This window comes from Actinotalea sp. JY-7876 (assembly GCF_014042015.1).
Lineage (GTDB): Bacteria > Actinomycetota > Actinomycetes > Actinomycetales > Cellulomonadaceae > Actinotalea.
Genome location: NZ_CP059493.1, coordinates 2381161 through 2407880, shown reverse-complemented (window position 1 = coordinate 2407880; position 26720 = coordinate 2381161). Strand labels below are relative to the sequence as shown.

At 74.8% G+C, this 26720-nt stretch carries 28 protein-coding genes; 26 read left to right on the top strand and 2 right to left on the bottom strand.

Translation table 11 applies throughout. The features are described from left to right. The first annotated feature begins 86 nt into the window (after positions 1-86). From rho to H2O74_RS11090, 24 genes are all read left to right on the top strand, one after another. The gene (gene rho / locus H2O74_RS11200) at positions 87-2222 is read left to right on the top strand and encodes a transcription termination factor Rho (RefSeq protein WP_255491577.1); all 2136 of its coding nucleotides are present in this window, start codon (positions 87-89) and stop codon (positions 2220-2222) included. Between the two features lie 126 nt (positions 2223-2348). Further along, complete coding sequence (gene rpmE, locus H2O74_RS11195; protein WP_182111656.1) at positions 2349-2570, top strand: 50S ribosomal protein L31; 222 nt, start codon at positions 2349-2351, stop codon at positions 2568-2570. Positions 2571-2687: 117 nt separating this feature from the next. Continuing rightward, positions 2688-3779, top strand: coding sequence for a peptide chain release factor 1 (gene prfA, locus H2O74_RS16490; protein WP_220457955.1), 1092 nt, complete (start codon positions 2688-2690; stop codon positions 3777-3779). Beyond that, the gene (gene prmC, locus H2O74_RS16485) at positions 3776-4708 is read left to right on the top strand and encodes a peptide chain release factor N(5)-glutamine methyltransferase (RefSeq protein WP_370525734.1); all 933 of its coding nucleotides are present in this window, start codon (positions 3776-3778) and stop codon (positions 4706-4708) included. Before prfA ends, prmC begins: the two co-directional genes overlap by 4 nt. Then, entirely contained in the window at positions 4705-5361 is a 657-nt protein-coding gene (locus tag H2O74_RS11185) for an L-threonylcarbamoyladenylate synthase (RefSeq protein WP_182111655.1), read from the top strand. The genes prmC and H2O74_RS11185 overlap by 4 nt, the downstream gene beginning before the upstream one ends. After that, positions 5358-6479, top strand: a complete 1122-nt coding sequence (locus tag H2O74_RS11180; protein ID WP_182111654.1) for an MraY family glycosyltransferase — start codon at positions 5358-5360, stop codon at positions 6477-6479. The genes H2O74_RS11185 and H2O74_RS11180 overlap by 4 nt, the downstream gene beginning before the upstream one ends. Next, on the top strand, positions 6476-6961 hold the full coding sequence (locus H2O74_RS11175; protein ID WP_182111653.1) for a hypothetical protein: 486 nt from the start codon (positions 6476-6478) through the stop codon (positions 6959-6961). Before H2O74_RS11180 ends, H2O74_RS11175 begins: the two co-directional genes overlap by 4 nt. Before the next feature lie 111 nt (positions 6962-7072). Continuing rightward, a complete protein-coding gene (gene atpB, locus H2O74_RS11170; RefSeq protein WP_255491576.1) occupies positions 7073-7912 on the top strand; it encodes a F0F1 ATP synthase subunit A in 840 nt (279 codons plus the stop codon). 88 nt (positions 7913-8000) lie between these two features. Continuing rightward, entirely contained in the window at positions 8001-8228 is a 228-nt protein-coding gene (atpE, locus tag H2O74_RS11165; RefSeq protein ID WP_182111652.1) for an ATP synthase F0 subunit C, read from the top strand. Further along, entirely contained in the window at positions 8228-8830 is a 603-nt protein-coding gene (locus H2O74_RS11160; protein WP_182111651.1) for a F0F1 ATP synthase subunit B, read from the top strand. The genes atpE and H2O74_RS11160 overlap by 1 nt, the downstream gene beginning before the upstream one ends. Continuing rightward, positions 8830-9645 (top strand): F0F1 ATP synthase subunit delta, encoded by an 816-nt coding sequence (locus H2O74_RS11155; RefSeq protein WP_182111650.1) that lies wholly within the window; start codon positions 8830-8832, stop codon positions 9643-9645. The genes H2O74_RS11160 and H2O74_RS11155 overlap by 1 nt, the downstream gene beginning before the upstream one ends. 72 nt (positions 9646-9717) lie before the next feature. Continuing rightward, positions 9718-11349 (top strand): F0F1 ATP synthase subunit alpha, encoded by a 1632-nt coding sequence (atpA, locus tag H2O74_RS11150; protein ID WP_182111649.1) that lies wholly within the window; start codon positions 9718-9720, stop codon positions 11347-11349. Position 11350: 1 nt separating this feature from the next. Then, on the top strand, positions 11351-12241 hold the full coding sequence (locus tag H2O74_RS11145) for a F0F1 ATP synthase subunit gamma (RefSeq protein WP_182111648.1): 891 nt from the start codon (positions 11351-11353) through the stop codon (positions 12239-12241). 94 nt (positions 12242-12335) lie between these two features. After that, positions 12336-13808, top strand: coding sequence for a F0F1 ATP synthase subunit beta (gene atpD, locus H2O74_RS11140; protein ID WP_182111647.1), 1473 nt, complete (start codon positions 12336-12338; stop codon positions 13806-13808). Position 13809: 1 nt separating this feature from the next. Further along, positions 13810-14094: a F0F1 ATP synthase subunit epsilon gene (locus H2O74_RS11135; RefSeq protein WP_182111646.1), complete on the top strand. Its 285-nt coding sequence runs from the start codon at positions 13810-13812 to the stop codon at positions 14092-14094. Positions 14095-14106: 12 nt separating this feature from the next. After that, on the top strand, positions 14107-14529 hold the full coding sequence (locus H2O74_RS11130) for a DUF2550 domain-containing protein (RefSeq protein ID WP_182111645.1): 423 nt from the start codon (positions 14107-14109) through the stop codon (positions 14527-14529). Next, positions 14529-15224 (top strand): endonuclease NucS, encoded by a 696-nt coding sequence (gene nucS, locus H2O74_RS11125; protein ID WP_182111644.1) that lies wholly within the window; start codon positions 14529-14531, stop codon positions 15222-15224. The genes H2O74_RS11130 and nucS overlap by 1 nt, the downstream gene beginning before the upstream one ends. Before the next feature lie 10 nt (positions 15225-15234). Continuing rightward, complete coding sequence (gene pdxH / locus H2O74_RS11120) at positions 15235-15927, top strand: pyridoxamine 5'-phosphate oxidase (protein ID WP_182111643.1); 693 nt, start codon at positions 15235-15237, stop codon at positions 15925-15927. A gap of 18 nt (positions 15928-15945) precedes the next feature. After that, on the top strand, positions 15946-17223 hold the full coding sequence (locus H2O74_RS11115; protein WP_255491575.1) for an N-acetylglucosamine-6-phosphate deacetylase: 1278 nt from the start codon (positions 15946-15948) through the stop codon (positions 17221-17223). Between the two features lie 63 nt (positions 17224-17286). Beyond that, on the top strand, positions 17287-18729 hold the full coding sequence (locus H2O74_RS11110) for a GH1 family beta-glucosidase (RefSeq protein WP_182111642.1): 1443 nt from the start codon (positions 17287-17289) through the stop codon (positions 18727-18729). Between the two features lie 10 nt (positions 18730-18739). Beyond that, positions 18740-19042 carry a hypothetical protein gene (locus tag H2O74_RS11105; RefSeq protein WP_182111641.1) on the top strand — a complete coding sequence of 101 codons (303 nt, stop codon included), beginning with the start codon at positions 18740-18742 and terminating at the stop codon, positions 19040-19042. Beyond that, a complete protein-coding gene (locus H2O74_RS11100) occupies positions 19012-19833 on the top strand; it encodes an HAD family hydrolase (RefSeq protein WP_255491574.1) in 822 nt (273 codons plus the stop codon). The genes H2O74_RS11105 and H2O74_RS11100 overlap by 31 nt, the downstream gene beginning before the upstream one ends. 50 nt (positions 19834-19883) lie before the next feature. Continuing rightward, positions 19884-20648, top strand: coding sequence for an alpha/beta hydrolase (locus H2O74_RS11095; RefSeq protein WP_182111640.1), 765 nt, complete (start codon positions 19884-19886; stop codon positions 20646-20648). Positions 20649-20670: 22 nt separating this feature from the next. After that, on the top strand, positions 20671-21510 hold the full coding sequence (locus H2O74_RS11090) for an alpha/beta fold hydrolase (RefSeq protein ID WP_255491572.1): 840 nt from the start codon (positions 20671-20673) through the stop codon (positions 21508-21510). Positions 21511-21527: 17 nt separating this feature from the next. Here the strand turns inward: H2O74_RS11090 and H2O74_RS11085 are convergent, their stop codons facing one another. Both H2O74_RS11085 and H2O74_RS11080 read right to left on the bottom strand, forming a co-directional pair. After that, on the bottom strand, positions 21528-21953 hold the full coding sequence (locus H2O74_RS11085) for a hypothetical protein (RefSeq protein ID WP_182111639.1): 426 nt from the start codon (positions 21951-21953) through the stop codon (positions 21528-21530). 3 nt (positions 21954-21956) lie between these two features. Then, entirely contained in the window at positions 21957-24134 is a 2178-nt protein-coding gene (locus tag H2O74_RS11080) for a hypothetical protein (RefSeq protein ID WP_182111638.1), read from the bottom strand. Positions 24135-24415: 281 nt separating this feature from the next. Here H2O74_RS11080 and H2O74_RS11075 point away from each other — a divergent pair, with 281 nt between their 5' ends. Further along, positions 24416-25726 carry a hypothetical protein gene (locus tag H2O74_RS11075; RefSeq protein ID WP_182111637.1) on the top strand — a complete coding sequence of 437 codons (1311 nt, stop codon included), beginning with the start codon at positions 24416-24418 and terminating at the stop codon, positions 25724-25726. Further along, positions 25723-26703, top strand: a complete 981-nt coding sequence (locus H2O74_RS11070; protein ID WP_182111636.1) for a hypothetical protein — start codon at positions 25723-25725, stop codon at positions 26701-26703. The genes H2O74_RS11075 and H2O74_RS11070 overlap by 4 nt, the downstream gene beginning before the upstream one ends. Positions 26704-26720 lie beyond the last annotated feature (17 nt).

Below are 26720 nucleotides of genomic sequence, written 5' to 3'. Positions count from 1 at the left end.
CTCGGAACCGACCCGGGCAACGGTCCCGGGCAACCACGCGGCCCGCCCCACCCGTGCCGGCCGCCGACGAGGGGGAAGGATCCTTCGTGTCAGAGACCATCGAGGCTGCGAACGGGACGGCCACCGCCCCGCGCAGCACGAGCCGGGGCGCCGCGCTGTCGACGCTGCGGCTGCCCGAGCTCCAGGCGCTCGCCGCCGAGCTGGGCGTCCCCCGCACGTCCGCCATGCGCAAGAGCGACCTGGTCAGCGCCATCCGTGAGCACCGCTCCGGGGGCGCCCAGGCGCGCGAGCGCGCCGCGGCCGACGAGGCGCCGGCCGCCGAGCCGCGCCGCCGCGCGGCCGCGGCCCGCGCCGACGACGCGCCGGCCGCCGAGCCGCGCCGCCGCGCGGCCGCGGCCCGCGCCGACGACGCGCCGGCCGCCGCGGCCGCCGTGACCGAGCCCCGGATCGCCGACGAGGCAACGGCCCCGGAGCGTCCCGCCCGTCGGGCCGCCGAGCGGACGGCGACCGAGCCGCGGGCACGCCGCGGCGAGCGCCCCGCCGTGGCGCTGGACCTGGAGCTGGACCTGCCCGTCCGGGACGAGACGGGCGAGCCGCGCCGGGGCCGGACGCGCGAGCGCGGCTCCGACGAGTCGCCCGACGAGCGCGCCGCCCGCGCGGCCGCCGCGGCGCGTGCCGTGACCATCGAGGGTCGCCGGACGCGGCGCGCGGGCCGGGGCGAGGGCGCCCCGGTCGACGCCGAGGGCGCGCCGCGCGAGCAGCACGACCCCCAGGCCGGCCAGCGCGACCAGCGCGCCGAGTCCCCGCGCGGCGACCAGCGGACCGAGCAGCGTGACCAGCAGCGCGGCGACCAGCAGCGCGGTGACCAGCAGCGCACGGAACCGCAGCGCCAGCAGCGCCAGGCACCCGCCCAGGGCCGCCCCGAGGTGTTCGAGGACGACGAGCCCGGCGGCCGGCGTCGTCGGGGTCGCTACCGCGACCGGGACCGCACCACCAAGCGGCGCCCGGGCCGGGGCGGCGGCGAGCTCGCGGGCTACGACGAGGTCGAGGTCAGCGACGACGACGTGCTGCTGCCCGTCGCGGGCATCCTCGACATCAAGGACAACTACGCCTTCGTGCGGACCTCCGGCTACCTGCCGGGCGACAACGACGTCTACGTCTCCACCAACCAGGTGAAGAAGTACGGCATGCGCAAGGGCGACGCGATCGTCGGCGCCGTGCGCCAGCCGCGCGACGGCGAGCCGCTCCCGCAGGGCCGCAACTCCAAGGTCAACGCGCTCGTCCGGCTCGACTCGATCAACGGCATGTCGCCCGAGGAGTCGCGCGCCCGGCCCGACTTCGGCAAGCTCACGCCGCTGTACCCGCAGGAGCGCCTGCGCCTGGAGACCGCGCCGAACCTCCTGACGACCCGCGTCATCGACCTGGTCGCGCCCATCGGCAAGGGGCAGCGCGGCCTGATCGTCTCGCCGCCCAAGGCGGGCAAGACGCTGGTGCTGCAGGCGATCGCCAACGCGATCACCACGAACAACCCCGAGGTCCACCTCATGGTCGTGCTCGTCGACGAGCGCCCCGAGGAGGTCACGGACATGCAGCGCACGGTCAAGGGAGAGGTCATCGCCTCGACCTTCGACCGGCCGGCCGACGACCACACCACCGTCGCGGAGCTCGCGATCGAGCGCGCCAAGCGGCTCGTCGAGCTGGGGCAGGACGTCGTCGTGCTCCTCGACTCGATCACCCGCCTGGGCCGTGCGTACAACATCGCCGCACCGGCGTCCGGCCGGATCCTGTCCGGCGGCGTCGACTCGAGCGCGCTGTACCCGCCGAAGCGGTTCTTCGGCGCGGCCCGCAACATCGAGAACGGCGGCTCGCTGACGATCCTGGCCACGGCGCTCGTCGAGACCGGGTCCAAGGCCGACGAGGTCATCTTCGAGGAGTTCAAGGGCACCGGGAACATGGAGCTCAAGCTCTCCCGGGCGCTCGCGGACAAGCGGATCTTCCCGGCCGTGGACGTGGACGCCTCGGGCACGCGCCGCGAGGAGATCCTCATCCCGGCCGACGAGCTGAAGATCAGCTGGAAGCTGCGGCGCGTGATGAGCGCGCTCGACCAGCAGCAGGCGATCGAGCTGCTGCTCGGCAAGCTGCGCGAGACGCACAGCAACGTGGAGTTCCTGCTCCAGGTCCAGAAGACCACGCCCAGCGCCCCGGGCCACCGGGACGAGTGAGGTGGCCCGGCGCCGGGGAGGGAAGATTCGGACCGTCCCCGGCGTTCTGGCAGACTGTTCCACCGGTTCCGGTTCACGTGCGCGGTCCCGCGCACGACCCGGCGGCCATCTGATGAGGAGAAGCCCGTGAAGAAGGACATCCACCCGGAGTACGTCACCACCTCGGTGACCTGCACCTGCGGCAACACGTTCACGACGCGCAGCACGGCGAAGGCCGGCGAGATCCACGCCGACGTCTGCAGCGCGTGCCACCCGTTCTACACGGGCAAGCAGAAGATCCTCGACACCGGTGGCCGCGTGGCCCGGTTCGAGGCGCGGTACGGCAAGAAGGCCGACGCCGCCAAGTAGCACCCTCGACGCCGGCGGACCCCCGCCCGGACGCGCCCTCCATGGCACGCCGGACGCGGTGGGACCGCCGGCGTCGTCGTGCCCGCCCTGCCACCCACCCACCGTCCGGAGCCGACGATGAGCGAGACCACCGACGCCGTCGCCCCGCTGCTCGCCGAGCACGCCCAGATCGAGGCGCAGCTCGCCGACCCCTCGGTCCACGCCGACGCCGGCCGGGCCCGGTCGCTCGGCCGCCGCTACGCCGAGCTGGGCCGCGTCGTCGCGGCCTACCGCGCGTGGGAGCAGGCCGACGGCGACGCCGCGGCCGCCGCCGAGCTCGCGCCGGACGACGACGCCTTCGCGGCGGAGCTGCCGGCGCTGCGCGAGGTGGCCGACGAGGCCGCCGCCGTGCTGCGGCGGGTGCTCGTCCCGCGCGACCCCGACGACGCGCGCGACGTGATCCTCGAGATCAAGGCGGGGGAGGGCGGCGAGGAGTCGGCGCTCTTCGCCGGCGACCTGCTGCGCATGTACGTGCGGTACGCCGAGCGGCGCGGCTGGGCCACGCAGGTGCTCGACGCGACGCAGTCCGACCTCGGCGGCTACAAGGACGTGACGCTCGCGGTCAAGGCGCGCGGCGCCGTGGCTCCCCAGGACGGCGTGTGGGCCCACCTGAAGTACGAGGGCGGCGTCCACCGGGTGCAGCGCGTGCCGGTCACCGAGTCGCAGGGCCGCATCCACACCTCCGCCGCGGGCGTCGTCGCCCTGCCCGAGGTCGAGGACGCCGGCGAGGTCGCGATCGACCCGAACGACCTGCGGATCGACGTCTACCGCTCGTCGGGCCCCGGCGGGCAGTCGGTCAACACCACCGACTCGGCCGTGCGCATCACGCACCTGCCCACCGGCCTGGTCGTCTCGTGCCAGAACGAGAAGTCCCAGCTCCAGAACAAGGAGCAGGCGCTGCGCATCCTGCGCGCGCGCCTGCTCGCGGCGCGGCAGGAGGAGGCGGCCGCGGCCGCGTCCCAGGCCCGGCGCTCCCAGGTCCGCACGGTCGACCGCTCCGAGCGGATCCGGACGTACAACTTCCCGGAGAACCGGATCGCCGACCACCGCACCGGCTACAAGGCGTACAACCTCGACCAGGTGCTCGACGGCGACCTCGACCCGGTCGTGCGCTCGGCGATCGAGGCCGACGAGGCGGCCCGGCTGGCGGCGGCGGGCGGCCAGGCGTGAGCGGCTCGGTCGACGTCCCGGCCGCCGTGCCGCTCGCGGACGCCCTGCGCCGCGGGGAGCGCGTGCTGCGCGACGCCGGCATCGCCTCGGCGCGCACGGACGTCGAGCTCCTCGCCGCCCACCTGCTCGGCACCGGCCGCGGCGAGGTCCTCGCCGCGGCGGTCCTCGGCCGCCCGGCGCCCGCCGGCCTGACCGAGCTCGTCGCGCGCCGCGCCGCGCGCGTCCCGCTGCAGCACCTGACGGGCCGGGCGCCGTTCCGGCGCCTCGAGCTCGCCGTCGGGCCCGGGGTGTTCGTGCCGCGCCCCGAGACCGAGCAGGTCGCCCAGGTCGCGGTCGACGCGGCCGCGGCGGCCGTCGCGGCGCGGGGGAGCGCCCTGGTCGCCGACCTGTGCACCGGCTCCGGCGCCCTCGCGCTCGCGGTGGCCGACGAGGTGCCCGGCGCCGAGGTCCACGCGGTGGAGCTCGACGCCGCCGCCCACGCGTGGGCGCAGCGCAACGTCGCCGCCCTCGCGGCGGGTGCGCGCGTGCGGCTGGTGCGCGGCGACGCGCGGACCGCGCTGCGCGAGCTCGACGGCACGCTCGACGTCGTCGTCTCCAACCCGCCGTACATCCCGCCCGACGCGGTGCCGCTCGACCCCGAGGTGCGCGACCACGACCCCGGCGTCGCCCTCTACGGGCTCGGGCGGGACGGCCTGGAGGTGCCGCGCGGCGTGGTGGCCGCCGCCGCCCGGCTCCTGCGGCCCGGCGGGATCCTGGTCATGGAGCACGCGGAGGTCCAGGCGGACGCGGCGCGGGCCGTCGTCGCCGCAGGGGAGCGGTTCGCCGACGTGCGGACCCTGCCGGACCTCGCCGGCCGGGACCGGATGGTCGTCGCGACGCGCCGCGGCACCGCGGGCGCGCCGGGCGACGTGGGAGACTCACGGCCGTGAGCGCTGTCCTGGACTGCACCGACCCCGCGACGTGGGGCCCGTCGGTCGACGAGGCGGTCCACGTCGTCACGCGCGGCGGCCTGGTCGTCCTGCCGACCGACACCGTCTACGGCATCGGGGCGGACGCGTTCTCGCCGCCCGCGGTCGCCGCGCTGCTCGCCGCCAAGGGCCGGGGCCGGCAGATGCCGCCGCCCGTGCTGGTGCCGGACGTACGCACGATCGACGGCCTGTGCGCCGACGTGAGCGACGACGTGCGGGCGCTCGTCGCGGCGTTCTGGCCGGGCGGTCTGACGGTGATCTGCCGCGCGCAGCCCTCGCTCGCGTGGGACCTGGGGGAGACCCGGGGCACCGTGGCCGTCCGCATGCCCGACCACCCGGCGGCCCTCGCGCTGCTGCGCCGGACGGGCCCGCTGGCGGTCTCGAGCGCCAACCGGACCGGGCACCCGGCGGCCACCACCGCCCAGGACGCGCTCGAGCAGCTCGGCGACGCGGTCGGGGTGTACCTCGACGGCGGCGTCGCGCCCGGGGGCGTCGCCTCGACGATCGTCGACGCGACGGGACCACTGCGCGTCGTGCGGCCCGGGGCGGTCCCGCTCGACGCGCTGCGGGAGGTGGCCGACGTCGCCGGCCCGGAGGCGGGTCCCGCCGCGTGAGGGTCTACCTGCTCGTCATGCTCGTGGCGGCCGCCGTGACGTACCTGACGACGCCGCTCGCCCGGTGGGTGGCGCTGCGCTCGGGCGCCATCACGGCCGTGCGTGACCGCGACGTGCACGCGACGCCGACGCCCCGCATGGGCGGGCTCGCGATGCTCCTCGGCATGGCGGTGGCGCTGCTCCTCGCCTCGCGCATGCCGTTCCTCGCGCGCGTCTTCGAGGACTCCCACCAGGCCTGGGCGATCCTCGGCGGGGCCACCCTGGTCTGCCTGCTCGGCATGGCGGACGACATCTGGGACCTCGACTGGATGACGAAGCTCGCGGGGCAGGTGCTCGCCGCCGGCTTCATGGCCTGGCAGGGCGGGGTCCAGCTGTACTCCCTGCCGATCGGTGGCCGGACGATCGGGTCGAGCTACCTCTCGCTCGCCGTGACCATCCTCGTGGTCGTGGTCGCGATCAACGCCGTGAACTTCGTCGACGGCCTCGACGGGCTCGCGGCGGGGCTCATCGCGATCGGCGGGGCCGGCTTCTTCGCCTACACCTACCTGCTGACCCGCGACATCAGCGCGGACGACTACTCGAACCTCGCGAGCCTGGTGGTGGCGGTCCTGGTGGGCGTGTGCGTCGGGTTCCTGCCGCACAACTTCCATCCCGCGCGCATCTTCATGGGCGACTCCGGCTCGATGCTCATCGGCCTGACGATCGCGGCCGCGGCCATCGTCGTGACCGGGAAGATCGACCCGGGCGTGGTCTCCGACCGCCAGGCGATCCCGGCCTTCCTGCCGATCGCGCTGCCCGTGGCGGTGCTGCTGCTGCCCCTGCTCGACATGGGCCTGGCCGTGGTCCGCCGGGTGGGGGCGGGACGCTCCCCGTTCCACGCGGACCGGCTCCACCTGCACCACCGGCTCCTGCAGCTCGGGCACTCGCACCGGCGCGCCGTCGTCATCATGTACCTGTGGACGGCCGTCTTCGCCTTCGGTGCGGCGGGCCTGGCCGTGTGGACCACCAGGACCGTCCTCATCTCCCTCGGCGCGGGCGTCCTGCTCGCGCTCGCCCTGACCCTGGGCCCGCTGCGCGGCAAGGTCCGCCGCACGACCCCCTCACGAGGAGCACCATGACCGCCGTGCCCGGCCCCCAGCCCTCCGCCGACGACCCGGTGCGCGCCGTCCTGCGGCGTGCGCTGCGGGACATGCTGGTGCTGGTCGGCGTGCTCGCGGTGGTCGGCATCGCGGTCGGCGCCGCCGTCGCCGGCGCCGCGGGCGCGTGGGGGGCCCTGATCGGCGTCCTCGTCGCCCTCGTCTTCAGCGGCACCACGGTCGTCAGCGTGATGCGCACGACGCAGTCCTCGGTCACCACCACGGGCGCGGTCATCCTCGGCGCCTGGCTCGTCAAGATGGTGGTCCTCGTCGCGCTGTTCGCGGTGCTCGACGACCTGACGTTCTACGACCGGACGGTGCTGGTCGTCGTCGTGCTGGTGGGGGTCCTGGGCTCGGTCTTCCTGGACTACCGGGCCGTGACGCGCGGCCGCGTGCCGTACGTGGACGCCGCGCGCGAGGACCGCGGCGGCGAGGACGGCGGGGAGCCGGACCGGTCCTTGTGAGCCGCTGCACAAACGCTGGACGGCGGCCGGGACCGAGGTCCCTATGCGTTAGGATTCCCACGATCCAAGCCAAGACCTGGTCCGACGGCGTGCCCGCACAGCGAGTTCCCGTTGCACCCGAGACCCGGGGAGTGCGCCCTGTTCACCGTCGCGACGAACCCGCTGCTCGCCGCCTCCGGTGAGGGCGGCGGGTTCCACCCGCCGTCGATCGCCGAGTTCTTCCCGGCCTCGTTCCTCTTCGAGGGCACGCCCTTCGAGATGAACCGCATCATCCTCGTCCGGCTGGTCGTCACGGCCGTCCTGGTCGCCGTGTTCGTGCTCGCCGCGCGCCGCGCGAAGCTCGTGCCGGGCCGGGGCCAGAACGTCGCGGAGATGCTCCTCGACTTCGTGCGCGTCAACATCGCCGAGGAGACGCTGGGCCACAACGCCCGCCGCTTCCTGCCGATGCTGACGACGATCTTCTTCGCCGTGCTGGCGATGAACCTCACCGGTGTCGTGCCCTTCCTCAACATCGCGAGCACGTCGCTCATCGGGATGCCGCTCGTCCTGGCCGCGTGGGTCTACGTCATGTACCTCGCGGTCGGTGTCCGGAAGTTCGGCGTCGGCGGGTACCTGAAGAACAACCTGTTCCCGCCGGGGCTGCCGCCGTTCCTGTACGTCCTCGTGACGCCGATCGAGGCGCTCCAGGTGTTCGTCTTCCGGCCGGCCACGCTGGCGCTGCGACTCACGGCCAACATGATCGCCGGGCACCTCATCCTCGTGCTCTGCTTCGGTGCCACGCACTTCTTCCTCTTCGAGGCGTCCGGCGCGATGAAGGCCTTCTCGGCCATGTCGCTCGCCGCGGGGGTGGCCTTCACCCTCTTCGAGATCCTGGTCGCCGCCCTGCAGGCCTACATCTTCGCCCTCCTCGCCGCCGTGTACCTGAACATGGCCGTCGAGGAAGAGCACTGAGCCCCACCCCCACGAGCCCCCGCCGTCAGCGCGTGGGTACCGACACGACGCCCGGGCCACCGGGCGCCTCACGGAAGGAACACCCCTAGTGGACACCACCACGCTCGCCGAGGTCACCGGTAACGTCGCGACCATCGGCTACGGCCTCGGCACGCTGGGCCCGGGCATCGGCCTCGGCATCCTCATCGGCAAGGCGCTCGAGGGCATCGCCCGCCAGCCCGAGGTCGCCGGCCAGCTCCGGACGACGATGTTCATCGGTGTCGCCTTCGTCGAGGTGCTCGCGCTGCTCGGCCTGGTCACCGGCTTCCTCTTCTGATGAAGGCCGTCCTCGAGGCGGCGACGCTGCTCGCCGCCGAGCCCGGCGAGGAGGTCGAGGGGATCAACCTCCTCATCCCCGCCGACTACGACATCATCTGGTCCCTCGTCGCGACCGCGATCATCGCGTTCGGCTTCTACAAGCTCGTCCTGCCGAAGTTCACGGCGATCCTGGACGAGCGCACCGAGAAGATCGAGGGCGGGCTCGCCCGCGCCGAGAACGCTCAGGCCGAGGCGGCCGAGGCGCTCGCCGAGTACCAGCGACAGCTGGCCGAGGCGCGTGCGGAGGCCGCGCGCATCCGTGAGGACGCGCGCGCCGAGGGCACCGTGATCGTCACCGAGCTGCGGCAGAAGGCGTCGGACGACGCGGCGCGGATCCTCGAGAACGCGCAGCGCCAGATCGAGGCCGAGCGCCAGCAGGCCGCGGTCTCGCTGCGCGCCGAGATCGGCACGCTCGCGACCGAGCTCGCCTCGCGCATCGTCGGCGAGTCCCTCGCCGACTCGGCGCGCCAGACGCGCGTCGTGGACCGCTTCCTCGACGACCTCGAGGCCAGCACGGTCGCAGGCGCCACGGCGTCGGCCTCCCGGGTCCAGGACAGCTGATGCGCGGGACGAGTGCCTCGTCGGCGCAGCGCGTGGCGACCGGCTTCGAGCCGGTGCTGCGGGCTGCGGGGACGGACGCGTCGGCGCTCGGCGCGCAGCTGTTCGCCGTCGTGGACGCGCTGGACTCGTCCGGCTCGCTGCGGCGTGCGCTGAGCGACCCGTCACGGCAGGCCGACGACAAGGCCGCGCTCGTGCAGGGTCTCCTGCGCGGCAAGGTCGACGAGCGCGTGGTGGAGGCCGTCGCGGCCTTCGCGCGCGCCCGGTGGTCGGCCGAGTCGGACCTCGTCGACGCGCTCGAGGAGGCCGCGTTCGACGCGCTGCTCGCGTCGGCGCAGGCGGAGGGCCGGCTGGAGCAGGTCGAGGACGAGCTGTTCCGCTTCGAGCGCGCGCTCGTCGGTCAGCGCGACCTGCGACGGGCGCTCACGGAGCGGGCGGCGGCGCCGCGCGCCCGCGGCGCGCTCGTGCGACAGCTCCTCGGCGGCAAGGTCTCCGCGCAGACGCTCCAGGCGGTCGAGCGGCTCGCGGTCGCACCGCGCGGCCGGTCCGTCACGGTGCTGCTCGGGCTCGTCGGGCGGCTCGCCGCACGACGCCGCCAGCGGCTGGTCGCGGCGGTCTTCGTCGCAGTCCCGCCGACGGTCGCCCAGACGGAGCGGCTCTCCGGGCTGCTCGAGCGCGCCTACGGGCGTCCCGTGCAGCTCAACGTCTCCGTGGACCCCCAGGTCATCGGCGGCATGCGGGTCCAGGTCGGCGACGAGGTCGTCGACTCCACGGTGCTCGCCCGCCTCGACGACGCACGACGCCGGCTCGCCGGCTGACCCCCACGGGCCGCCCGCGGCCCACGCAGGACGTAGACGACCCCACAGGGGGTCAACGACAGGAGAGAGACCATGGCTGAGCTGACGATCAGGCCCGAGGAGATCCGGGCCGCTCTGGACAGCTTCGTGAAGTCCTACGAGCCCCAGGGTGCGGTTCGCGAAGAGGTCGGGCGCGTCACGCTGGCCGGCGACGGCATCGCGCAGGTCGAGGGCCTCCCGGGCGCGATGGCGAACGAGCTGCTCGAGTTCGAGGACGGCACGCTCGGGCTCGCGCTCAGCCTCGACGTCCGCGAGATCGGCGTCGTCGTCCTCGGCGAGTTCACCGGCGTCGAGGAGGGCCAGACGGTCCGGCGCACCGGCGAGGTCCTGTCCGTGCCCGTGGGCGACGGCTACCTCGGCCGGGTCGTCGACCCGCTCGGCAAGCCCATCGACGGTCTCGGCGACGTGGCGACCGAGGGTCGCCGCGCGCTCGAGCTCCAGGCGCCCGGCGTCATGGCGCGCAAGAGCGTGCACGAGCCGCTGCAGACCGGGCTCAAGGCCATCGACGCGATGATCCCGATCGGCCGTGGCCAGCGTCAGCTGATCATCGGTGACCGCCAGACCGGCAAGACGGCGATCGCGATCGACACGATCATCAACCAGAAGGCCAACTGGGAGTCCGGCGACCCCAACAAGCAGGTCCGCTGCATCTACGTCGCGATCGGCCAGAAGGGCTCGACCATCGCGTCCGTCCGCGGCGCGCTCGAGGACGCAGGCGCGATGGAGTACACGACGATCGTCGCGGCCCCCGCGTCCGACCCGGCCGGCTTCAAGTACCTCGCCCCGTACACCGGCTCGGCCATCGGCCAGCACTGGATGTACGACGGCAAGCACGTCCTGATCATCTTCGACGACCTGTCGAAGCAGGCCGAGGCGTACCGCGCGGTCTCGCTCCTGCTGCGCCGCCCGCCGGGCCGCGAGGCGTACCCCGGTGACGTCTTCTACCTGCACTCCCGTCTGCTCGAGCGCTGCGCCAAGCTCAGCGACGAGCTGGGTGCCGGCTCGATGACCGGTCTGCCGATGATCGAGACCAAGGCCAACGACGTCTCGGCCTACATCCCGACCAACGTCATCTCGATCACCGACGGCCAGATCTTCCTCCAGTCGGACCTGTTCAACGCGGACCAGCGGCCCGCTGTCGACGTCGGCATCTCGGTGTCCCGCGTCGGTGGCGCGGCGCAGGTCAAGGCGATGAAGAAGGTCTCCGGCACGCTGAAGATCGACCTCGCCCAGTACCGCTCGCTCGAGGCGTTCGCGATGTTCGCGTCCGACCTCGACGCCGCCTCGCGCCAGCAGCTGACGCGTGGCGCGCGCCTCATGGAGCTGCTCAAGCAGCCCCAGTACTCGCCGTACCCGGTCGAGGAGCAGGTCGCGTCCATCTGGGCCGGCACCAAGGGCAAGCTCGACTCCGTCGCGCTGTCCGACGTGCGCCGGTTCGAGCGGGAGATGCTCGACCACCTGCGCCGCAACGGTGACGTCCTGACCACGATCCGCGAGACGGGGCAGCTGAGCGACGAGACGGAGGCCGCGCTCGCCGCCGCGATCGACGAGTTCGCCGCCGGCTTCCAGGCGGGCAAGGACGCGCCCGTGGTCGACACGCCCATCAATGGCGACCTCGAGGCGGACATCGAGCAGGAGCAGATCGTCAAGCAGAAGCGGGGCTGAGGTGGCCGGTCAGCAGCGCGTCTACCGGCAGCGGATCCGGTCGACCCAGTCGCTGAAGAAGATCTTCCGCGCGATGGAGCTCATCGCCGCCTCGCGCATCGGCAAGGCCCGCGCACGCGTGTCCGCCGCGACGCCGTACGCCCGGGCGCTGACCCGGGCGGTATCGGCCGTCGCGACCCACGCGGGCGTGGACCACCCGCTCACCACGGAGCGTCCCGACGTCAAGCGCGTCGCGGTGCTCCTGATGACGTCCGACCGCGGCATGGCAGGCGCCTACTCGGCGTCCGTCATCCGCGAGGCCGAGCGGCTCATCCAGCAGCTCACGGACGAGGGGCGGGAGGTGGTCCTGTACGTCACGGGCCGCCGTGCGGTGTCGTACTACTCGTTCCGCAACCGCGAGATCGCGGCCCAGTGGACCGGGGCGTCCGACGCGCCGACGGCCGAGACGGCGCAGGAGATCGCGGACACGCTGCTCAGCGCCTTCCTCTCGGAGGAGGCCGACGGCGGCGTCGCCGAGCTGCACGTGGTCTACACGCAGTTCGTCAACATGGTGACGCAGACCCCGCGCGTGGTGCGGATGCTCCCGCTCGAGGTCGTCGAGGGCGTGGCCGAGCCGGGGGACGAGCCTCTGCCGCTCTACGAGTTCGAGCCCTCCCCGGAGGAGGTCCTCGACGCCCTCCTGCCGCGGTACATCCAGAGCCGCATCTACAGCTTCCTGCTGCAGGCGGCGGCCTCGGAGCTGGCGTCCCGGCAGCGGGCGATGCACACCGCGACGGAGAACGCCGAGGAGATCATCCGCACCTTCACCCGGCTCGCCAACCAGGCCCGCCAGTCGGAGATCACCCAGGAGATCAGCGAGATCGTGTCCGGCGCCGACGCGCTGGCCTCGTAGGCCCTGAGCACCGACCCGGCGACGCCGGGTCACAATGCACGTACACGCACCAACCCACCGGGGCCCGCTCCCGGTCGAGCGAAGCGAGAGAGACATGACTGCCACCACGACCGACACCGCGGCGTCCGCCACGGGCGGGAGCGGCACGGGTCGGGTCGCCCGGGTGATCGGCCCGGTCGTCGACATCGAGTTCCCGACCGACGCCATCCCGGAGATGTACAACCTGCTCGAGGTCGAGATCGACCTCTCGGCCGCGGGCCAGGGCACGAGCACGCTGCGGCTCGAGGTCGCCCAGCACCTCGGCGACTCGCTCGTGCGTGCCGTCGCGCTCAAGCCGACCGACGGCCTCGTCCGCGGCGCGGTCGTGCGTGACACCGGCGCCCCCATCAGCGTGCCCGTGGGCGACGTGACCAAGGGCCACGTCTTCGACGTGACCGGTGAGGTCCTCAACGCCAAGGAGGGCGAGCGGATCGAGATCACCGAGCGCTGGCCCATCCACCGCAAGCCCCCGGCCTTCGACCAGCTCGAGTCGAAGACGCAGATGTTCGAGACGGGCATCAAGGTCATCGACCTGCTCACCCCGTACGTCCAGGGCGGCAAGATCGGCCTGTTCGGCGGCGCCGGCGTCGGCAAGACGGTCCTGATCCAGGAGATGATCTACCGCGTCGCCAACAACCACAACGGTGTGTCTGTGTTCGCCGGGGTGGGGGAGCGCACGCGTGAGGGCAACGACCTCATCGAGGAGATGACCGAGTCGGGGGTCATCAAGCAGACGGCCCTCGTGTTCGGCCAGATGGACGAGCCGCCGGGCACGCGCCTGCGCGTCGCGCTGTCCGCCCTGACGATGGCGGAGTACTTCCGCGACGTGCAGAAGCAGGACGTGCTGCTCTTCATCGACAACATCTTCCGCTTCACGCAGGCGGGCTCCGAGGTCTCGACGCTGCTCGGCCGCATGCCGTCGGCCGTCGGCTACCAGCCGAACCTCGCGGACGAGATGGGTCAGCTGCAGGAGCGCATCACCTCGACGCGTGGTCACTCGATCACGTCGCTCCAGGCGATCTACGTCCCCGCCGACGACTACACCGACCCGGCGCCCGCGACGACGTTCGCGCACCTCGACGCGACGACCGAGCTCTCCCGCGAGATCGCGTCGCGCGGCCTGTACCCGGCCGTCGACCCGCTCGCGTCGACCTCGCGCATCCTGGACCCGCGCTACGTCGGCCAGGCGCACTACGACGCCGCCGTCCGGGTCAAGCAGATCCTGCAGCGCAACAAGGAGCTCCAGGACATCATCGCGATCCTCGGCGTCGACGAGCTCTCCGAGGAGGACAAGGTCGTCGTCTCGCGCGCACGCCGCGTCCAGCAGTTCCTCTCGCAGAACACGTACATGGCGACGCAGTTCACCAACGTGCCCGGCTCGACCGTGCCGCTGAGCGAGACGATCGAGGCCTTCACGAAGATCGCCGACGGCGAGTTCGACCACGTCGCGGAGCAGGCGTTCTTCAACATCGGTGGCCTCGAGGACCTCGAGCGCAACTGGGCCCGCATCCAGAAGGAGATCGGCTGACGTGGCCAGCCTCGACGTCGACCTCGTCGCGGCCGACCGGAGCGTCTGGTCGGGCGAGGCCCGCATGGTCAGCGCCCCGGCGGCCGACGGTGAGATCGGCATCCTGCCCGGGCACTCGCCCGTGCTCACGGTGCTGCGGCCCGGCACGGTCCGGATCACCTCGGTCGAGGGCGCGGTCCGCGCGGTGCGCATCGACTCGGGCTTCCTGTCCGTCGACACCGACCGGGTGACCGTCGTGGTGGACACGGCCGAGGACACCGAGGCCGGCTCCGCGACGGGCCGCTGAGGCACGCCCGCGGTGGAGCTGCTCGGCGCGCTGCTCGGCGTCTGTGCGCTCCTGCTCGTCGCGGCCGTGCCGGTCGGGCTGTACCTGTCGCGGCAGCGCACGCTGTCGCGACGGGTCGGCTCGTTCCCGTGCCTGGTGCGGGGCGAGGACGGGCGTGGGTGGGTCGCGGGAACGGCGCAGTACGGGGCGACACAGCTGTCCTGGTGGCGGACCCTGTCGCTGGCGCCCCGCCCCGCCCGCGCATGGTCCCGTGCGACGCTGACCCTGGTGGAGCGCGTGCCGCTCGACGCCGTCGACGACCTCGGTCAGCAGCAGCTGCTGCTGCACTGCGAGCACGAGGGTGAGCGGTTCCAGCTGCTGATCTCGGCGCCCGCGTGCGCCGGCCTGGTGTCCTGGCTCGAGTCCGGCCCGCGACCGGTGGGGAGGGTGATCTGATGCGTCTCGTCGTCGCGTCGTGCGCGGCCCGCTACACCGGCCGCCTCTCGGCGCACCTGCCGCTCGCCACGCGCCTGCTCGTGGTCAAGGCCGACGGCAGCGTGCTGCTGCACTCCGACGGCGGGTCGTACAAGCCGCTCAACTGGATGAGCCCGCCGTGCTCGCTCGCCGTCGTCGCGCCGGACGAGGAGGCGGCCGCGCGCGGTGTCACGCAGGTCTGGCACGTGCAGCACACCAAGTCCGACGACCGGCTCGAGATCGAGCTGCACGAGGTGCTGCACGACTCGGCGCACGACCTCGGGGTGGACCCGGGCCTGGTCAAGGACGGCGTCGAGGCCCACCTGCAGGCCCTGCTCGCGGAGCAGATCCACGTCCTGGGCGAGGGCCACGTGCTGGTCCGGCGCGAGTACCCGACGGCGATCGGCCCGGTCGACATCCTCGCGCGCGACGCCTCGGGCGGCACCGTGGCGGTCGAGATCAAGCGGCGGGGCGACATCGACGGCGTCGAGCAGCTCACGCGCTACCTCGAGCTGCTCAACCGGGACCCCCACCTGACCCCCGTGCGCGGCGTCTTCGCCGCCCAGGAGATCAAGCCGCAGGCGCGCGTGCTCGCCCGCGACCGCGGCATCGCGTGCCTCGTGCTCGACTACGAGGCGCTGCGCGGCATGGACGACGTCGCCGCGCGGCTGTTCTGACGGGCCGGCGATGGACGGCCCGGAGGGCGCGCCGGAGGTCGGCCGGATCGACGCCGAGCGGCGCGCCCGGCTCGCCGCGCTGCGCCGGAGCTACGAGCGCTCCCGGCTCGACGAGGCGGACGTCGCGCCCGACCCCGTGACGCAGTTCCTGCGCTGGTTCGACGACGCCGTCACCGCGGGCCTGGCCGAGCCCAACGCCATGGTGCTCGCCACGGCGGCGCCGGACGGGACCCCGTCGAGCCGCACCGTGCTGCTCAAGGGTGTCGACGAGCGGGGCTTCGTCCTGTTCACGCACCGCGGCTCGCGCAAGGGCCGGGAGATGCTGGACAACCCCCGGGCGTCGCTGACCTTCCCGTGGTTCGAGATGGACCGGCAGGTGGTGGTGCGCGGGGACGTGCACGAGGTCGACCGTGCCGAGACCGCCGCCTACTTCACGAGCCGTCCGCACGAGTCGCAGGTCGCGGCGTGGGCCAGCGCCCAGTCGACGGTGCTCGCGGACCGGGCCGAGCTCGACGGCCGGTTCGCCGAGCTCGCGCTGCGTTGGCCCCCGGGCACCGAGGTGCCCGTGCCGCCGCACTGGGGCGGGTTCCGCGTCGTGCCCGTGACGGTCGAGCTGTGGCAGGGCCGCGCCTCGCGCCTGCACGACCGGCTGCGGTACCGCCGCGAGGCCGGTGCGTGGGTCGTCGAGCGACTCGCCCCGTGACCACGACACACTGAGGACGTGACCACCGTGCCGCTGACCGAACCCCTGACCCCGCAGGACCCCCGGCTCGCGCTGCGCGGCCGGGTCGTGCTGCCCGACGCCGTGCTCGAGGACGGCGTCGTCGTCATCGCCGGCGACCGGCTCGGGTGGGTCGGACCGTGGGCGCAGGCCGGCGACGTCCTGGCCCCGGGGGCCCGCGTGCGCACCGTGCACACGATCCTGCCCGGCCTGGTCGACCTGCACTGCCACGGCGGCGGGGGAGCGAGCTTCCCGGACGCGACGGACGCGGCGCAGGTGCTGACCGCCGCCCACGAGCACCTGCGGCACGGCACCACCAGCCTGGTCGCCTCGCTCGTCACGGCGGATGCCGCGACGCTGCTGGAGCGCACGGCGCTGCTCGCGGACGCCGCGGACGCGGGCGAGCTGGCCGGCATCCACCTCGAGGGCCCGTTCCTGTCGGCGGCCCGGTGCGGCGCCCAGGACCCCCGGCTCATGGTGCCCGGTGACGCGGACCTGGTGCGGGCGGTCGCCGAGACGGCGCGCGGCCACCTCGCGACCATGACGGTGGCGCCCGAGGTCCCGGGCGTCCTGACGGCCCGGGCCGCGAACTCGGCGCCCGAGTGCGAGTCCGCCGTCGGCGCGCTGGCCGCGGTGGGAGCCGTGCCCTCGTTCGGGCACACCGACGCACCGGCGGAGCTGGTCGAGGCGGGGCTGGCACAGGCGGTCGAGGCCCTCGCGTCTCCCGGGAGCCGGTCCGCCCGGCCCACCGTCACGCACCTGTTCAACGGCATGCGTCCCCTGCACCACCGCGATCCAGGGCCCGTCGCCGCCTGCCTCGCGGCGGCCGCCCGCGGGGCCGCCGTCGTGGAGCTGGTGGCCGACGACGTGCACCTGGCGCCCGCGACGGTGCGCTCGGTGTTCGCGATGGTCGGACCGGGCTCGGTCGCCCTCGTCACCGACGCCATGGCGGCAGCGGGCATGCCCGACGGCACCTACCAGCTCGGCCCGATGGCGGTCCGCGTGGCGGGCGGCGTCGCCCGGCTCGCCGACGGCGACGCGATCGCCGGCGGCACGGCGCACCTGCTCGACGTCGTGCGCGCGACGGTGAGCGCGGGCGTGCCCCTCGCGGACGCGGTGCGGGCCGCCGCGACCACGCCGGCGGCGGTCCTCGGCCGCCCCGACCTGGGCGCGCTGGAGGCCGGCCGTCGCGCGGACGTGCTGGTGGTCGACGCGGAGCTGCGCCCGGTCGAGGTGCTCCGCGCCGGGCGCCCGGCGGGCGGGTCCGCGGGTGGGTGAGCACGCTCCCAGCTGGTGGACGTGGGGTGCCGAATCGGTTCGACCGCGGCAGGATGTGGCCCCATGACGACGACGCCATCGGGCCGCAGGTTCCCCTCCGACTTCCTCTGGGGCGCGGCGACCGCCTCGTACCAGATCGAGGGTGCGGCGGACGAGGACGGGCGCGGTCCGTCCATCTGGGACACCTTCGCGGCGACGCCCGGCAAGACGCTCGACGGGCACAGCGGCGCGGTCGCGGCCGACCACTACCACCGCACCGCGCAGGACATCGCCCTGATGAAGGACCTGGGCCTGGACGCCTACCGGTTCTCGCTCGCGTGGCCCCGCATCCAGCCCACGGGCTCGGGTGCGTTCAACCCGAAGGGCCTCGACTTCTACTCCCGGCTCATCGACGACCTGCTCGAGGCCGGCATCGACCCGGTGGTGACGATGTACCACTGGGACCTGCCGCAGCCGCTCGAGGACGCGGGCGGCTGGCCCGCGCGTGACACCGCGCTGCGCTTCGGCGACTACGCCCGCACGATCGTCGAGACCTACGCCGACCGGGTGAAGGTCTGGACGACGCTCAACGAGCCGTGGTGCTCGTCCTACCTGGGGTACGGCTCGGGCGTGCACGCGCCGGGTCGCACGAGCGAGGTCGACGCGCTGGCGGCCGTGCACCACCTCAACCTGGCCCACGGCCTCGGCGGCCGAGCGGTCCGCGAGGTGCTGGGCGAGGCGAGCACGCTCTCGCTCACCCTCAACCTGCACGTGGCCCGTCCGGACGACCCGACGTCGGCCGAGGACCGCGACGCGGCCCGCCAGATCGACGCGCTCGCCAACCGCGCCTTCCTCAACCCGGTCCTGGACGGCCACTACCCGGAGGACCTGCTCAAGGACACCGCGCACCTGACGGACTGGTCGTTCGTGCTGGACGGCGACCTGGAGACCACGCACACCGGGCTCGACGTCCTGGGCGTGAACTTCTACTCGACCCAGCGGGTGCGGCGCGTGCCCGAGGGCGTGGAGAAGTCGATGAACGACGGGCACGGCACCTCCGTCGCCACGGCCTGGCCGGGCGCGGACACGGTCGAGTTCCTGCCGCAGCCGGGGCCCTACACGGCCATGGGCTGGAACATCGACCCGACGGGCATGACCGAGCTCCTCGTGGGGCTGTCCACGACCTACCCCGACCTGCCGCTGATGATCACCGAGAACGGCGCGGCGTTCGAGGACGTCGTGACGCCCGAGGGCCGCGTCCACGACGGGGAGCGCGTGAGCTACATCTACCGCCACCTCGACGCCGTCGGGGAGGCGATGGACGCGGGCGCCGACGTGCGCGGGTACTTCGTGTGGTCGCTCATGGACAACTTCGAGTGGGCCTACGGCTACCACCGGCGCTTCGGCATCGTGCGCATCGACTACGACACGCTCGAGCGCATCTGGAAGGACTCGGCCTACTGGTACCGCGAGCTCCTGCGCACCGACGCGCTGCCGCCGGTCGAGAGCGCGCCGGACCTCGCCTGAGGTCGCTGCCGTGCCGCGCGGACGCAGGTCCGGCAAGCGCCCCTGGGGCCAGGACCATCCCGAGCTCGACGTCGACCGCGTGCGCGGCGGTCGGCGCACGGAGTCCGGGTCCGACGGCGAGTGGGTCGTCCAGCGCGTGACCGGCAGCCCGGGGCGCACCTACGTGTGCCCCGGGTGCCGGCAGGACGTCCCGGCCGGCACGCCGCACGTCGTCGTGTGGCGCGGCGACGACCTCCTGGGGGCCGAGGCGGCCGTCGAGGGTCGCCGGCACTGGCACACGGCGTGCTGGGAGCACCGCGGGCGGCGCCGGTGACGCCGCGGCTCGTCGCGACCGACCTGGACGGCACCCTGCTGCGCACGGACGGCTCGGTCTCGCGGCGGACCGCCGCGGCGCTGCGCGGTGCCCAGGAGGCCGGGGTCGACGTCGTCTTCGTCACGGCGCGCCCGCCGCGCTGGCTCGACGTGGTCGCGGACGCGGTCGGCGGGCACGGTGTGGTCCTGTGCCTCAACGGCGCCGTGGTCTACGAGCCGGCGACCGGGACCGTCCTGGAGTCGCGGACGATGCCCGACGACGTCGTCCTGGCGCTGGTGGCGGACCTGCGCGCCGCGCTGCCCGGGGTCGTGTTCGCGGTCGAGCGCGTCGATGGCTTCGCCGCCGAGCGCGGGTTCCCGGACGACCGTCCCGGGCCGGACGACCTGGTCCTCGGCGAGCGCGTCGAGAGCGTGCTCGACGGGGCGACCGGCAAGCTCCTCGCGCGCTGCGCCGCCGTGCCGGACGCCGAGCTCGTCGCGCGCGTGGACGCCGTGCTCGCGGGCCGCGCCGTGCTCGGGGACTCCGGCGCGTCCGGGCTGGCCGAGATCACCGGCCCCGGCGTGACCAAGGGCGCCACGCTCGCGCGGTGGTCGGCGGCCCGCGGGGTGCGCCCGGAGGAGGTGTGGGCGTTCGGGGACATGCCGAACGACCTGCCCATGCTGCGGTGGGCCGGGCGCGCGTTCGGCGTCGCCAACGCGCACCCGGACGTGCTGGCAGCGGTGCACGAGGTGTGCGGGTCGAACGACGACGACGGCGTGGCCCGCGTCCTCGAGAGGCTCCTGCGGGGCTGAGGGCGGACGCCGCGCGCCCCGGCGCGCGCGCGTCGATAGGCTCGGGCGTGATGAGCACCGAGACCCCCGCGCCGATCCGCGCGCTCAGCGTCCTGCCCGCACGCCGCGAGGACATCGAGCTGCACACCGGCGACGGCCTGACCCTGGTCGGAGAGCTGGCGCTGCCGCTGGACCGCCCGCCGGCCGCGACGCTGGTGACGCTGCACCCGCTGCCCACGCACGGCGGCTTCATGGACTCCCACATCCTGCGCAAGGCGGCCTGGCGGCTGCCCGCGCTCGCCGACATCGCCGTGCTGCGCTTCAACACGCGGGGCACGTCGAGCCCGCGCGGGCGCTCGCAGGGCGAGTTCGACGGTGGCGTGGGCGAGCACTTCGACGTCGTCGCCGCGATGGAGTACGCGGAGTTCCACGACCTGCCGAACCGGTGGCTCGTCGGCTGGTCGTTCGGCACCGAGCTGGCGCTGATGCACGGAGCGGACCCCTCGATCGAGGGCGCCGTGCTCCTGTCTCCGCCGCTGCACCGGGCGACCGACGAGCACCTGGCCGCCTGGGACGCGTTCGGCAAGCCGCTCGTCGTGCTGGTTCCGGAGCTCGACGACTACCTGCGGCCCGACGAGGCGCGCCGACGCTTCGCCGCGGTGCGCCAGGCCGAGGTCATCGGCGTCGAGGGGGCGCGCCACCTGTGGGTGGGCGAGGCCGCGGTCCGCCGAGTGCTCGACGAGATCGTGCAGCACGTGCTCCCCGGCCACCCGCCGCTGCCGGACACGTGGGACGGCCCCGTCGAGTCCGCCGACTCCGACGACGAGACCCGCTGACCACCACCAGGAGGACGAGACCATGACGACGGACGGCATGCCCCGGGTCCACGCGCTGCGCCGAGGGGTACCGGGGCGGCTCCCGCTCGTGCTGCTGCACGGCTTCCCGCTGGACCACCGGATGTGGCACGACGTGACCGACCTGCTGCCCGGCGAGCCGACCGTCCTCGCGGTGGACCTGCCCGGCTTCGGGGCCTCCCCGTCCGGGCCGGACGTCGCGCAGGCGCTCGGCGCCGACCCGGCGCCGTCGCTCGAGGTCATGGCCGACGGCGTCGCCGCGGCGCTGCGCGGGCAGGGCGTCGAGCGCGCGGTCGTCGCCGGTCTGTCCCTCGGGGGCTACGTCGCGATGGCCCTGGTGGAGCGCCACCCCGACCTCGTGGCGGGCCTCGGCCTGATCGACACCAAGGCGACCGCCGACGACGACGCCGCCCGCCGCACGCGCCTCGAGGTCGCCGCGCAGGTCCGCGCCGAGATGCGCGTCGACCGGGTCCTGGGCATGCGCACCACGCTGCTCGGGGCCACCAACCGGGTCACGCGGCCCGACCTGTCCGAGCGGCTCGAGCGCTGGACCCGCGACCAGGGTCCGCTCGGCCTGGCCTGGGCGCAGGAGGCCATGGCGGCGCGCCCGGACCGCACGCAGGCGCTGCGCGCCTACGCCGGGCCGGCGGTCGTCGTGGTGGGGGAGGAGGACGAGCTCTCGCCCGTCGCCGCCGCCCAGCACATGGTCGACGCCCTGGCTGACGCGCGCCTCGTCGTCGTCCCCGGCGCCGGCCACATGACGAGCAACGAGAGCCCCGAGCCGGTCGCCTCGGCCCTGCAGGGCCTGCTCGCGCGCGCCCAGCGGGCCGACGCCGCGGCCTGAGACGGCGCCGCGGGCGGTCAGCGGCTCGCGGTCCCCAGCGCGATGGCGAGCGCGTCGGCGAGGTCGATCGACTCGCCGTCGCGCGCGCCCTTGCCGAGCACGAGCGGCGGGTCGCTGGGCTCCGGCGTCGCTCCGGTGAGCAGCGCGCGCAGGCTGCCCGGGACCGTGAGCACGTAGAACTCGCCGTCGGTGCCCACCGCGACGGACTCGTTGCGGCGCAGGTACCAGCCCTTCAGGGGCGTCCGGTACCGGCTCTGGCCGTCGTAGCTGCGCGCGCGCAGCGGCACGGGGGCGACCCCGCGCTCACGTGCCTCGGCGACGAACCGGGCGATCATGGCACGGGCCTGCGCCGACTCCGCGGCACGCCGGCGCTCGAGCTCCGCGGCGTGCGCCGCGGCCGCCTCGCTGCGCTGGTCGCGCCACGCGGCGGCGTCGTCGGCCACGGCTCAGCCGTTCGCGCGCGACGCGTTCGCCGCACCGCGGCCGGCGACCGCCTCGGCGTCGTCGCCCGACCCGTCGCGCCCGTCCGCGTCGTCGCTGTCGGCGTCACTGGTGGCGTCGTCACCGGCGGCGTCGGCACCACCCGGCGCGTCGTCCGCCGGCGCGGCCGCCGCGGCCTCCGCGTCGAGCGTCGCCTCGAGCGAGGGGTCCAGGACCTCCTCGTCCATCAGCTCGGCCTCGACGACCTCGGCCTCGACCAGCTCGGCGGCGCTGGGCTCCGCGTCGAGCTCGCCGGCGGCCACGGCCACGCCCTGCGCCGCGAACCGGGCCTCGACGTCGTCGGCCTGCTCGAGCAGGACGCGCGAGGGGGCGCGGTCGTGGCCCAGCAGGTTGCGCAGCTCGTCCAGGTAGGAGGTGATCGACTCGCGCTGGCGGTGGAGGTCCTCGACCTGGCGGGCGGCGGACGTGCGCTCGCGCTCGGCCTCGGTCATCGCCTCCGACAGCGTGCGCTCGGCGTGCTCGCGGGCGTCGGCGACGACCCGGTCCGCGTTGCGGCGGGCGTTGGCCAGCAGGTCCTTGGCGTGCGCGTCCGCGTCGCGCCGGATCTTCTCGGCCTGCTCGAGCGCGTGCGCGACCCGCTGCTCCGCCTCGGCCGCGTGGGCCTCGGAGTCGCGGACGAGCGTCTCGGTCGCCTCACGGGCGGCCTCGTGGCGCTCGGCGTCGGCGCGCTCGGCCGCCTCGCGGCGCGTCGCGATGTCGACCTCCGCGTCGGCCAGCAGACGCCGGACCTGCTCGCGGATGGCGTCGGCGTCGGCGGTCGCGGTGGTGGTGAGCTCGGCGGCGGTCCGGCGGGCCTCGGTGAGCAGCCGGTCGACCTCGAGGCGGGTGCGCTCGCGCAGCTCGGTCGCCTCCCGCTCCGTCGCGGCGCGCAGCTCGGTGGTCTCGCGCTCGGTGGTCTCGCGCAGCTCGGTCGTCTCCCGCTCCGCCGTCGCGCGCAGCTGGGTGACCAGCCGCTCGGTGGTCTCGCGCAGCTCGGTGGTCTCGCGCTCGGCCTCGGCGCGCAGCTCGGTCGCGTAGAGCTCGGCCTCCGCGCGCACGGCTGCGACCTCCTCGGCCGCGGCGTTGCGGCGAGCCGTGAGCTCGTCGGCGACGGCCGAGCGCTGCTCCGCGACCTCGCGGTCCGCGGTGGCCCGGACGAAGGCCGCGTACTGGTCGGCCTCGGTGCGCAGCGCGGTGGCCTCGGTCTCGGCACGCTGCAGCACCCCGCGAGCCTCGCGGTCGGTGACGGCGTGCACGTTGTCGGCGTACGCCTGGGCGTCCGCGCGCAGGGCGGCGACGGCGGCCTGCGTGGTGGCCTGGAGCTCGGCCGTCTCCGTCTGGACCTGCGTCCGCAGCGCGGCCGCGTACTGCTCGGCGTCCGCGCGCAGGGCGGCGGTCTCGGCCTCGGTGCGCTGACGCAGCTCCGTCGTGTCGGCATCGGCGGACGCCCGCAGGTCCTGCGCGTAGCGCTCGGCCTCCTCGCGCTCCCGCGTCGTGTCGGCCTGCGTCGTCGCGCGCAGCTCGGCGGCGGCCTGCTCGGTCGAGACCCGCAGCTCGGTCGTCTCGCGCTCGGCCGTCGCGCGCAGCGTCCCGAGCTCGCGCTCGAGCCCGGTGCGGCGCTCGTTCTCCTCGGTCCGCACGGCGCTGGAGATGCGGGCCGCCTCGCGCTCGGCGGAGCCGACGAGCTCCTCGGCGCGGCGCTGGGCCGCCGCCAGCGTGCTCTGCGCCTCGGCGCTCGCGGTCGTCCGCTCCTCCTCGGCCTCGCGCCGGGCGGTCGCCAGCATCTCGGCGACCTCGTTCTCGGCGCGGGCGCGCAGCTGCCCCGCGGCCAGCTTGGCGCGCGCGAGCGCGTCGGACGCCTCCGCGTTCGCCTGGGCCATGACGTCGGAGGACTGCTCCTCGGCCGAGCGCAGCAGCTGCTCGATCCGCGAGCCGAGACCCGAGTAGGTCGGCCGCTCCGCCTCGCGCAGCTGACGGTGCGCCTCGGACAGCTCGCCGGCGACCTGCATGGCGCGCGAGTCGAGCTGCTCGACCTGCGCCCGCGCCTCGCTGAGCTGCTGCTCGAGCGCCTGCAGGCGCTGCTCGACCTGGACCCGGTCGTAGCCGCGCATGACGACGGGGAAGAGCGAACGCTCGTCGGGCACTGGGACCTCCTGTGCGCACCCGGCGGGTGCGCGTTCTCGTGTGCGACCTCTCACGCGCGACCGTTGCCGGCGCGACGTCCCGGGCGACGCCCGGTGCCCGCTGCCGCGGCTCGGCCGGACGTCGGGGCGTCGGCCGGGCGCCCGTGCGGTGGGCACGGCCAGCGTATCGGTGACACCGTGGGGCACCTAGCCCCGCGGCTCCGTCCCGCCCGGCGCCCCCCGGCGAGGAGGCAGCGGCCGCCTCGCCTATTGTGGATTTGTCACGTCTGAAGGGACGGCCCGTGCTCCAACGTGCTCTCGCGTCGCTGCTCTGCCTGCTCGGGGCGGCGTCGATCGGCCTGGGGATCGCCTCGGCCACCGTCTGGCGACCCTCCGACACCCTCACGGCCACCGCCTCCGCACCCGAGGGGACGACGCTGCTCGTCACCGACCCCGGTGTGCTCGACCTGGCGGCCGACGACGTGAGCGTGCGCGCGTCGGCCAGCGGCGACACACCCGTCGTCCTCGCCGTGGGGCGCAGCGCCGACGTCGACGCGTGGGTGGGGCAGGACGCGTACGTCCGCGTCACCGGCCTCGCGGACCGCGAGACCCTGCGCACGCAGGAGGTCGAGGCCACGACGCCGACGCCGACCCCGGCGCCAGACCCGGCGGAGCCGGTGGACCCCGCCGCACCGGCGGACGCCCCGGCCGAGACGACGCCCGCGCCCGACCCCACGGGCTCGGACCTGTGGCTCTGGGAGGCCGGCGGCACGGGCGAGGCCACGCTCGAGTGGGCCGCGCAGGAGGGCCGCTGGAGCCTCCTGGTGGCGACCACGGGGGAGGACCCCGCACCGCCGACCCTCACGCTGACCTGGCCCCAGGTCGTCACGACCCGCTGGCTCGTGCCGGGCGTCGTCGCGGGTGCCGTGCTGCTGCTCGCGGGGCTCGCGTGGTGGGGCCTCCTGCTGGTGCGCGCCCGCCGCGGCGTCGCGCCCGCCGGGGCGAGCGCGGCGCCGGCCCCCGGCGCCGCCGGGTCCTCGCAGGACGCCGTGGCGCCGGGGTCGGGCCGTGACGCGGCCCCCGACGCCCCCGCTGCGGACCAGACCGGCACGACGACGTCGCCCACCACGATCCTGACGCGCCGCCAGGTGCGCGAGCTCGAGCAGCGGCAGGCTGCCGAGCGGGAGGCGGCCCAGCGGGAGGCGGCACGGCAGGCGGCGGCCCAGCGCGCGCCGAAGGGCGGTCGGGGCGACGGCGAGCCGCGGCCGCGCCGGTTCGGGCGCCGGCGCGAGGAGCCCGTGGCGCCGCCCGAGGTGGTGCCGGAGCCCCCGGCCGTCGCCGACGCGGCGTCGCCGCAGCGCGTGGCCCCGACGGGGCCGTCGGGCGACGCGTGGCGGCGTGCGTGGGGGTTCTCGGGCACAGGGGCGGACACCGCGACGGACGCCACCGACCGTGGGACCGCAGACGGCGGGACCGCAGACCGTGGCACCGCAGACCGTGGCACCGCGGACCGCGGAGCCGCCGCGTCGGAGCCGCCGCGCCCGTCCCCGGCGCCGACGACACCCACGACACCGGCCCCCGGCCGGTCGCGACCCGAGGAGCCCCAGCGATGAGCCGACGGACCCGAGGCGCCGCGCTCGTGACGGGTGCCCTGCTGCTGGCCGGGTGCGCGACGCCCCTGCCGGAGCCGCAGCCGGACGCGGTCCCCGCGGTGCTCCCGCCCGCGGTCTCGCAGGAGCAGGTCGAGGACGTCATGGACGAGGTCGCCGCGGTCCTCGCCGAGGCTGATGCCGCGACCGAGGCGTCGCTGCTCGACGCCCGGCTGTTCGGGCCGGCGCGAGAGATCCGCGGCGTCGAGTACGCCCTCGCGCGGGCGGGCGACCCCTCGGCGCTGACGCCCATCCCGGCCGTCGCACAGACGATCGTGGCGCCGACCACCGACACCTGGCCCCGGACCGTGATGGCCGTGACGGAGGCCCCTGCGGACCTCCAGGCCCCGCTGCTGCTCACGCTCGTGCAGGAGACGCCTCGCACGCCCTACCGGCTCTGGGCGTGGGTCCGGCTCTTCCCGGGCGTCGAGATGCCCGCGACCGCGCGTCCGGAGGTGGGCAGCGCGCCGGTGGCGAACGACGCGGACACGGTCGCCGTCCCGCCGGCCGACGTCGTCGCCCGCTACGTGGACCTCCTGACCAACGGCGACGCGTCGCCGTACGCCGCGGAGTTCACCCCGGACCCGCTGCGCGCGGGGATCATCGCCACGCGTGACGCCTTCGCGGGCGTCGTCGGCGCCAACGGCACGCTCACCGAGACGTACGCGCCGCTGGACTCCGGGCCCTACTCGATCGAAACGGCCGACGGCGGCGCGATCGTCGTCGGCGGGTTCCGGACGGTCACGACGATCACGCTCGCCGACAGCACCCTGACGATCGGTGACCAGACGGCGGCGCTGCTCGGCAAGCCGACCGTGGCGAACAACCTGGCCATCAGCTGGCTGAGCGTCGTGGCCTTCGCCGTGCCCCCGGCCGGCTCGAGCGAGCCGATCACGGTCCTGGGCGGCGAGCACTCCCGGATCCAGGTGACCGGCGAGTAGGCGTACCACCCGCGACC

Bases quoted from the DNA above. Each gene is read 5' to 3' on its own strand.
- pdxH (WP_182111643.1), top strand. From the start codon at position 15,235: ATGGACGGCCCGGAGGGCGCGCCGGAGGTCGGCCGGATCGACGCCGAG.
- H2O74_RS11155 (WP_182111650.1), top strand. From the start codon at position 8,830: ATGCGCGGGACGAGTGCCTCGTCGGCGCAGCGCGTGGCGACCGGCTTC.
- H2O74_RS11070 (WP_182111636.1), top strand. From the start codon at position 25,723: ATGAGCCGACGGACCCGAGGCGCCGCGCTCGTGACGGGTGCCCTGCTG.
- H2O74_RS11160 (WP_182111651.1), top strand. From the start codon at position 8,228: ATGAAGGCCGTCCTCGAGGCGGCGACGCTGCTCGCCGCCGAGCCCGGC.
- atpA (WP_182111649.1), top strand. From the start codon at position 9,718: ATGGCTGAGCTGACGATCAGGCCCGAGGAGATCCGGGCCGCTCTGGAC.
- H2O74_RS11090 (WP_255491572.1), top strand. From the start codon at position 20,671: ATGACGACGGACGGCATGCCCCGGGTCCACGCGCTGCGCCGAGGGGTA.
- prfA (WP_220457955.1), top strand. From the start codon at position 2,688: ATGAGCGAGACCACCGACGCCGTCGCCCCGCTGCTCGCCGAGCACGCC.
- atpD (WP_182111647.1), top strand. From the start codon at position 12,336: ATGACTGCCACCACGACCGACACCGCGGCGTCCGCCACGGGCGGGAGC.
- H2O74_RS11175 (WP_182111653.1), top strand. From the start codon at position 6,476: ATGACCGCCGTGCCCGGCCCCCAGCCCTCCGCCGACGACCCGGTGCGC.
- H2O74_RS11095 (WP_182111640.1), top strand. From the start codon at position 19,884: ATGAGCACCGAGACCCCCGCGCCGATCCGCGCGCTCAGCGTCCTGCCC.
- H2O74_RS11110 (WP_182111642.1), top strand. From the start codon at position 17,287: ATGACGACGACGCCATCGGGCCGCAGGTTCCCCTCCGACTTCCTCTGG.
- nucS (WP_182111644.1), top strand. From the start codon at position 14,529: ATGCGTCTCGTCGTCGCGTCGTGCGCGGCCCGCTACACCGGCCGCCTC.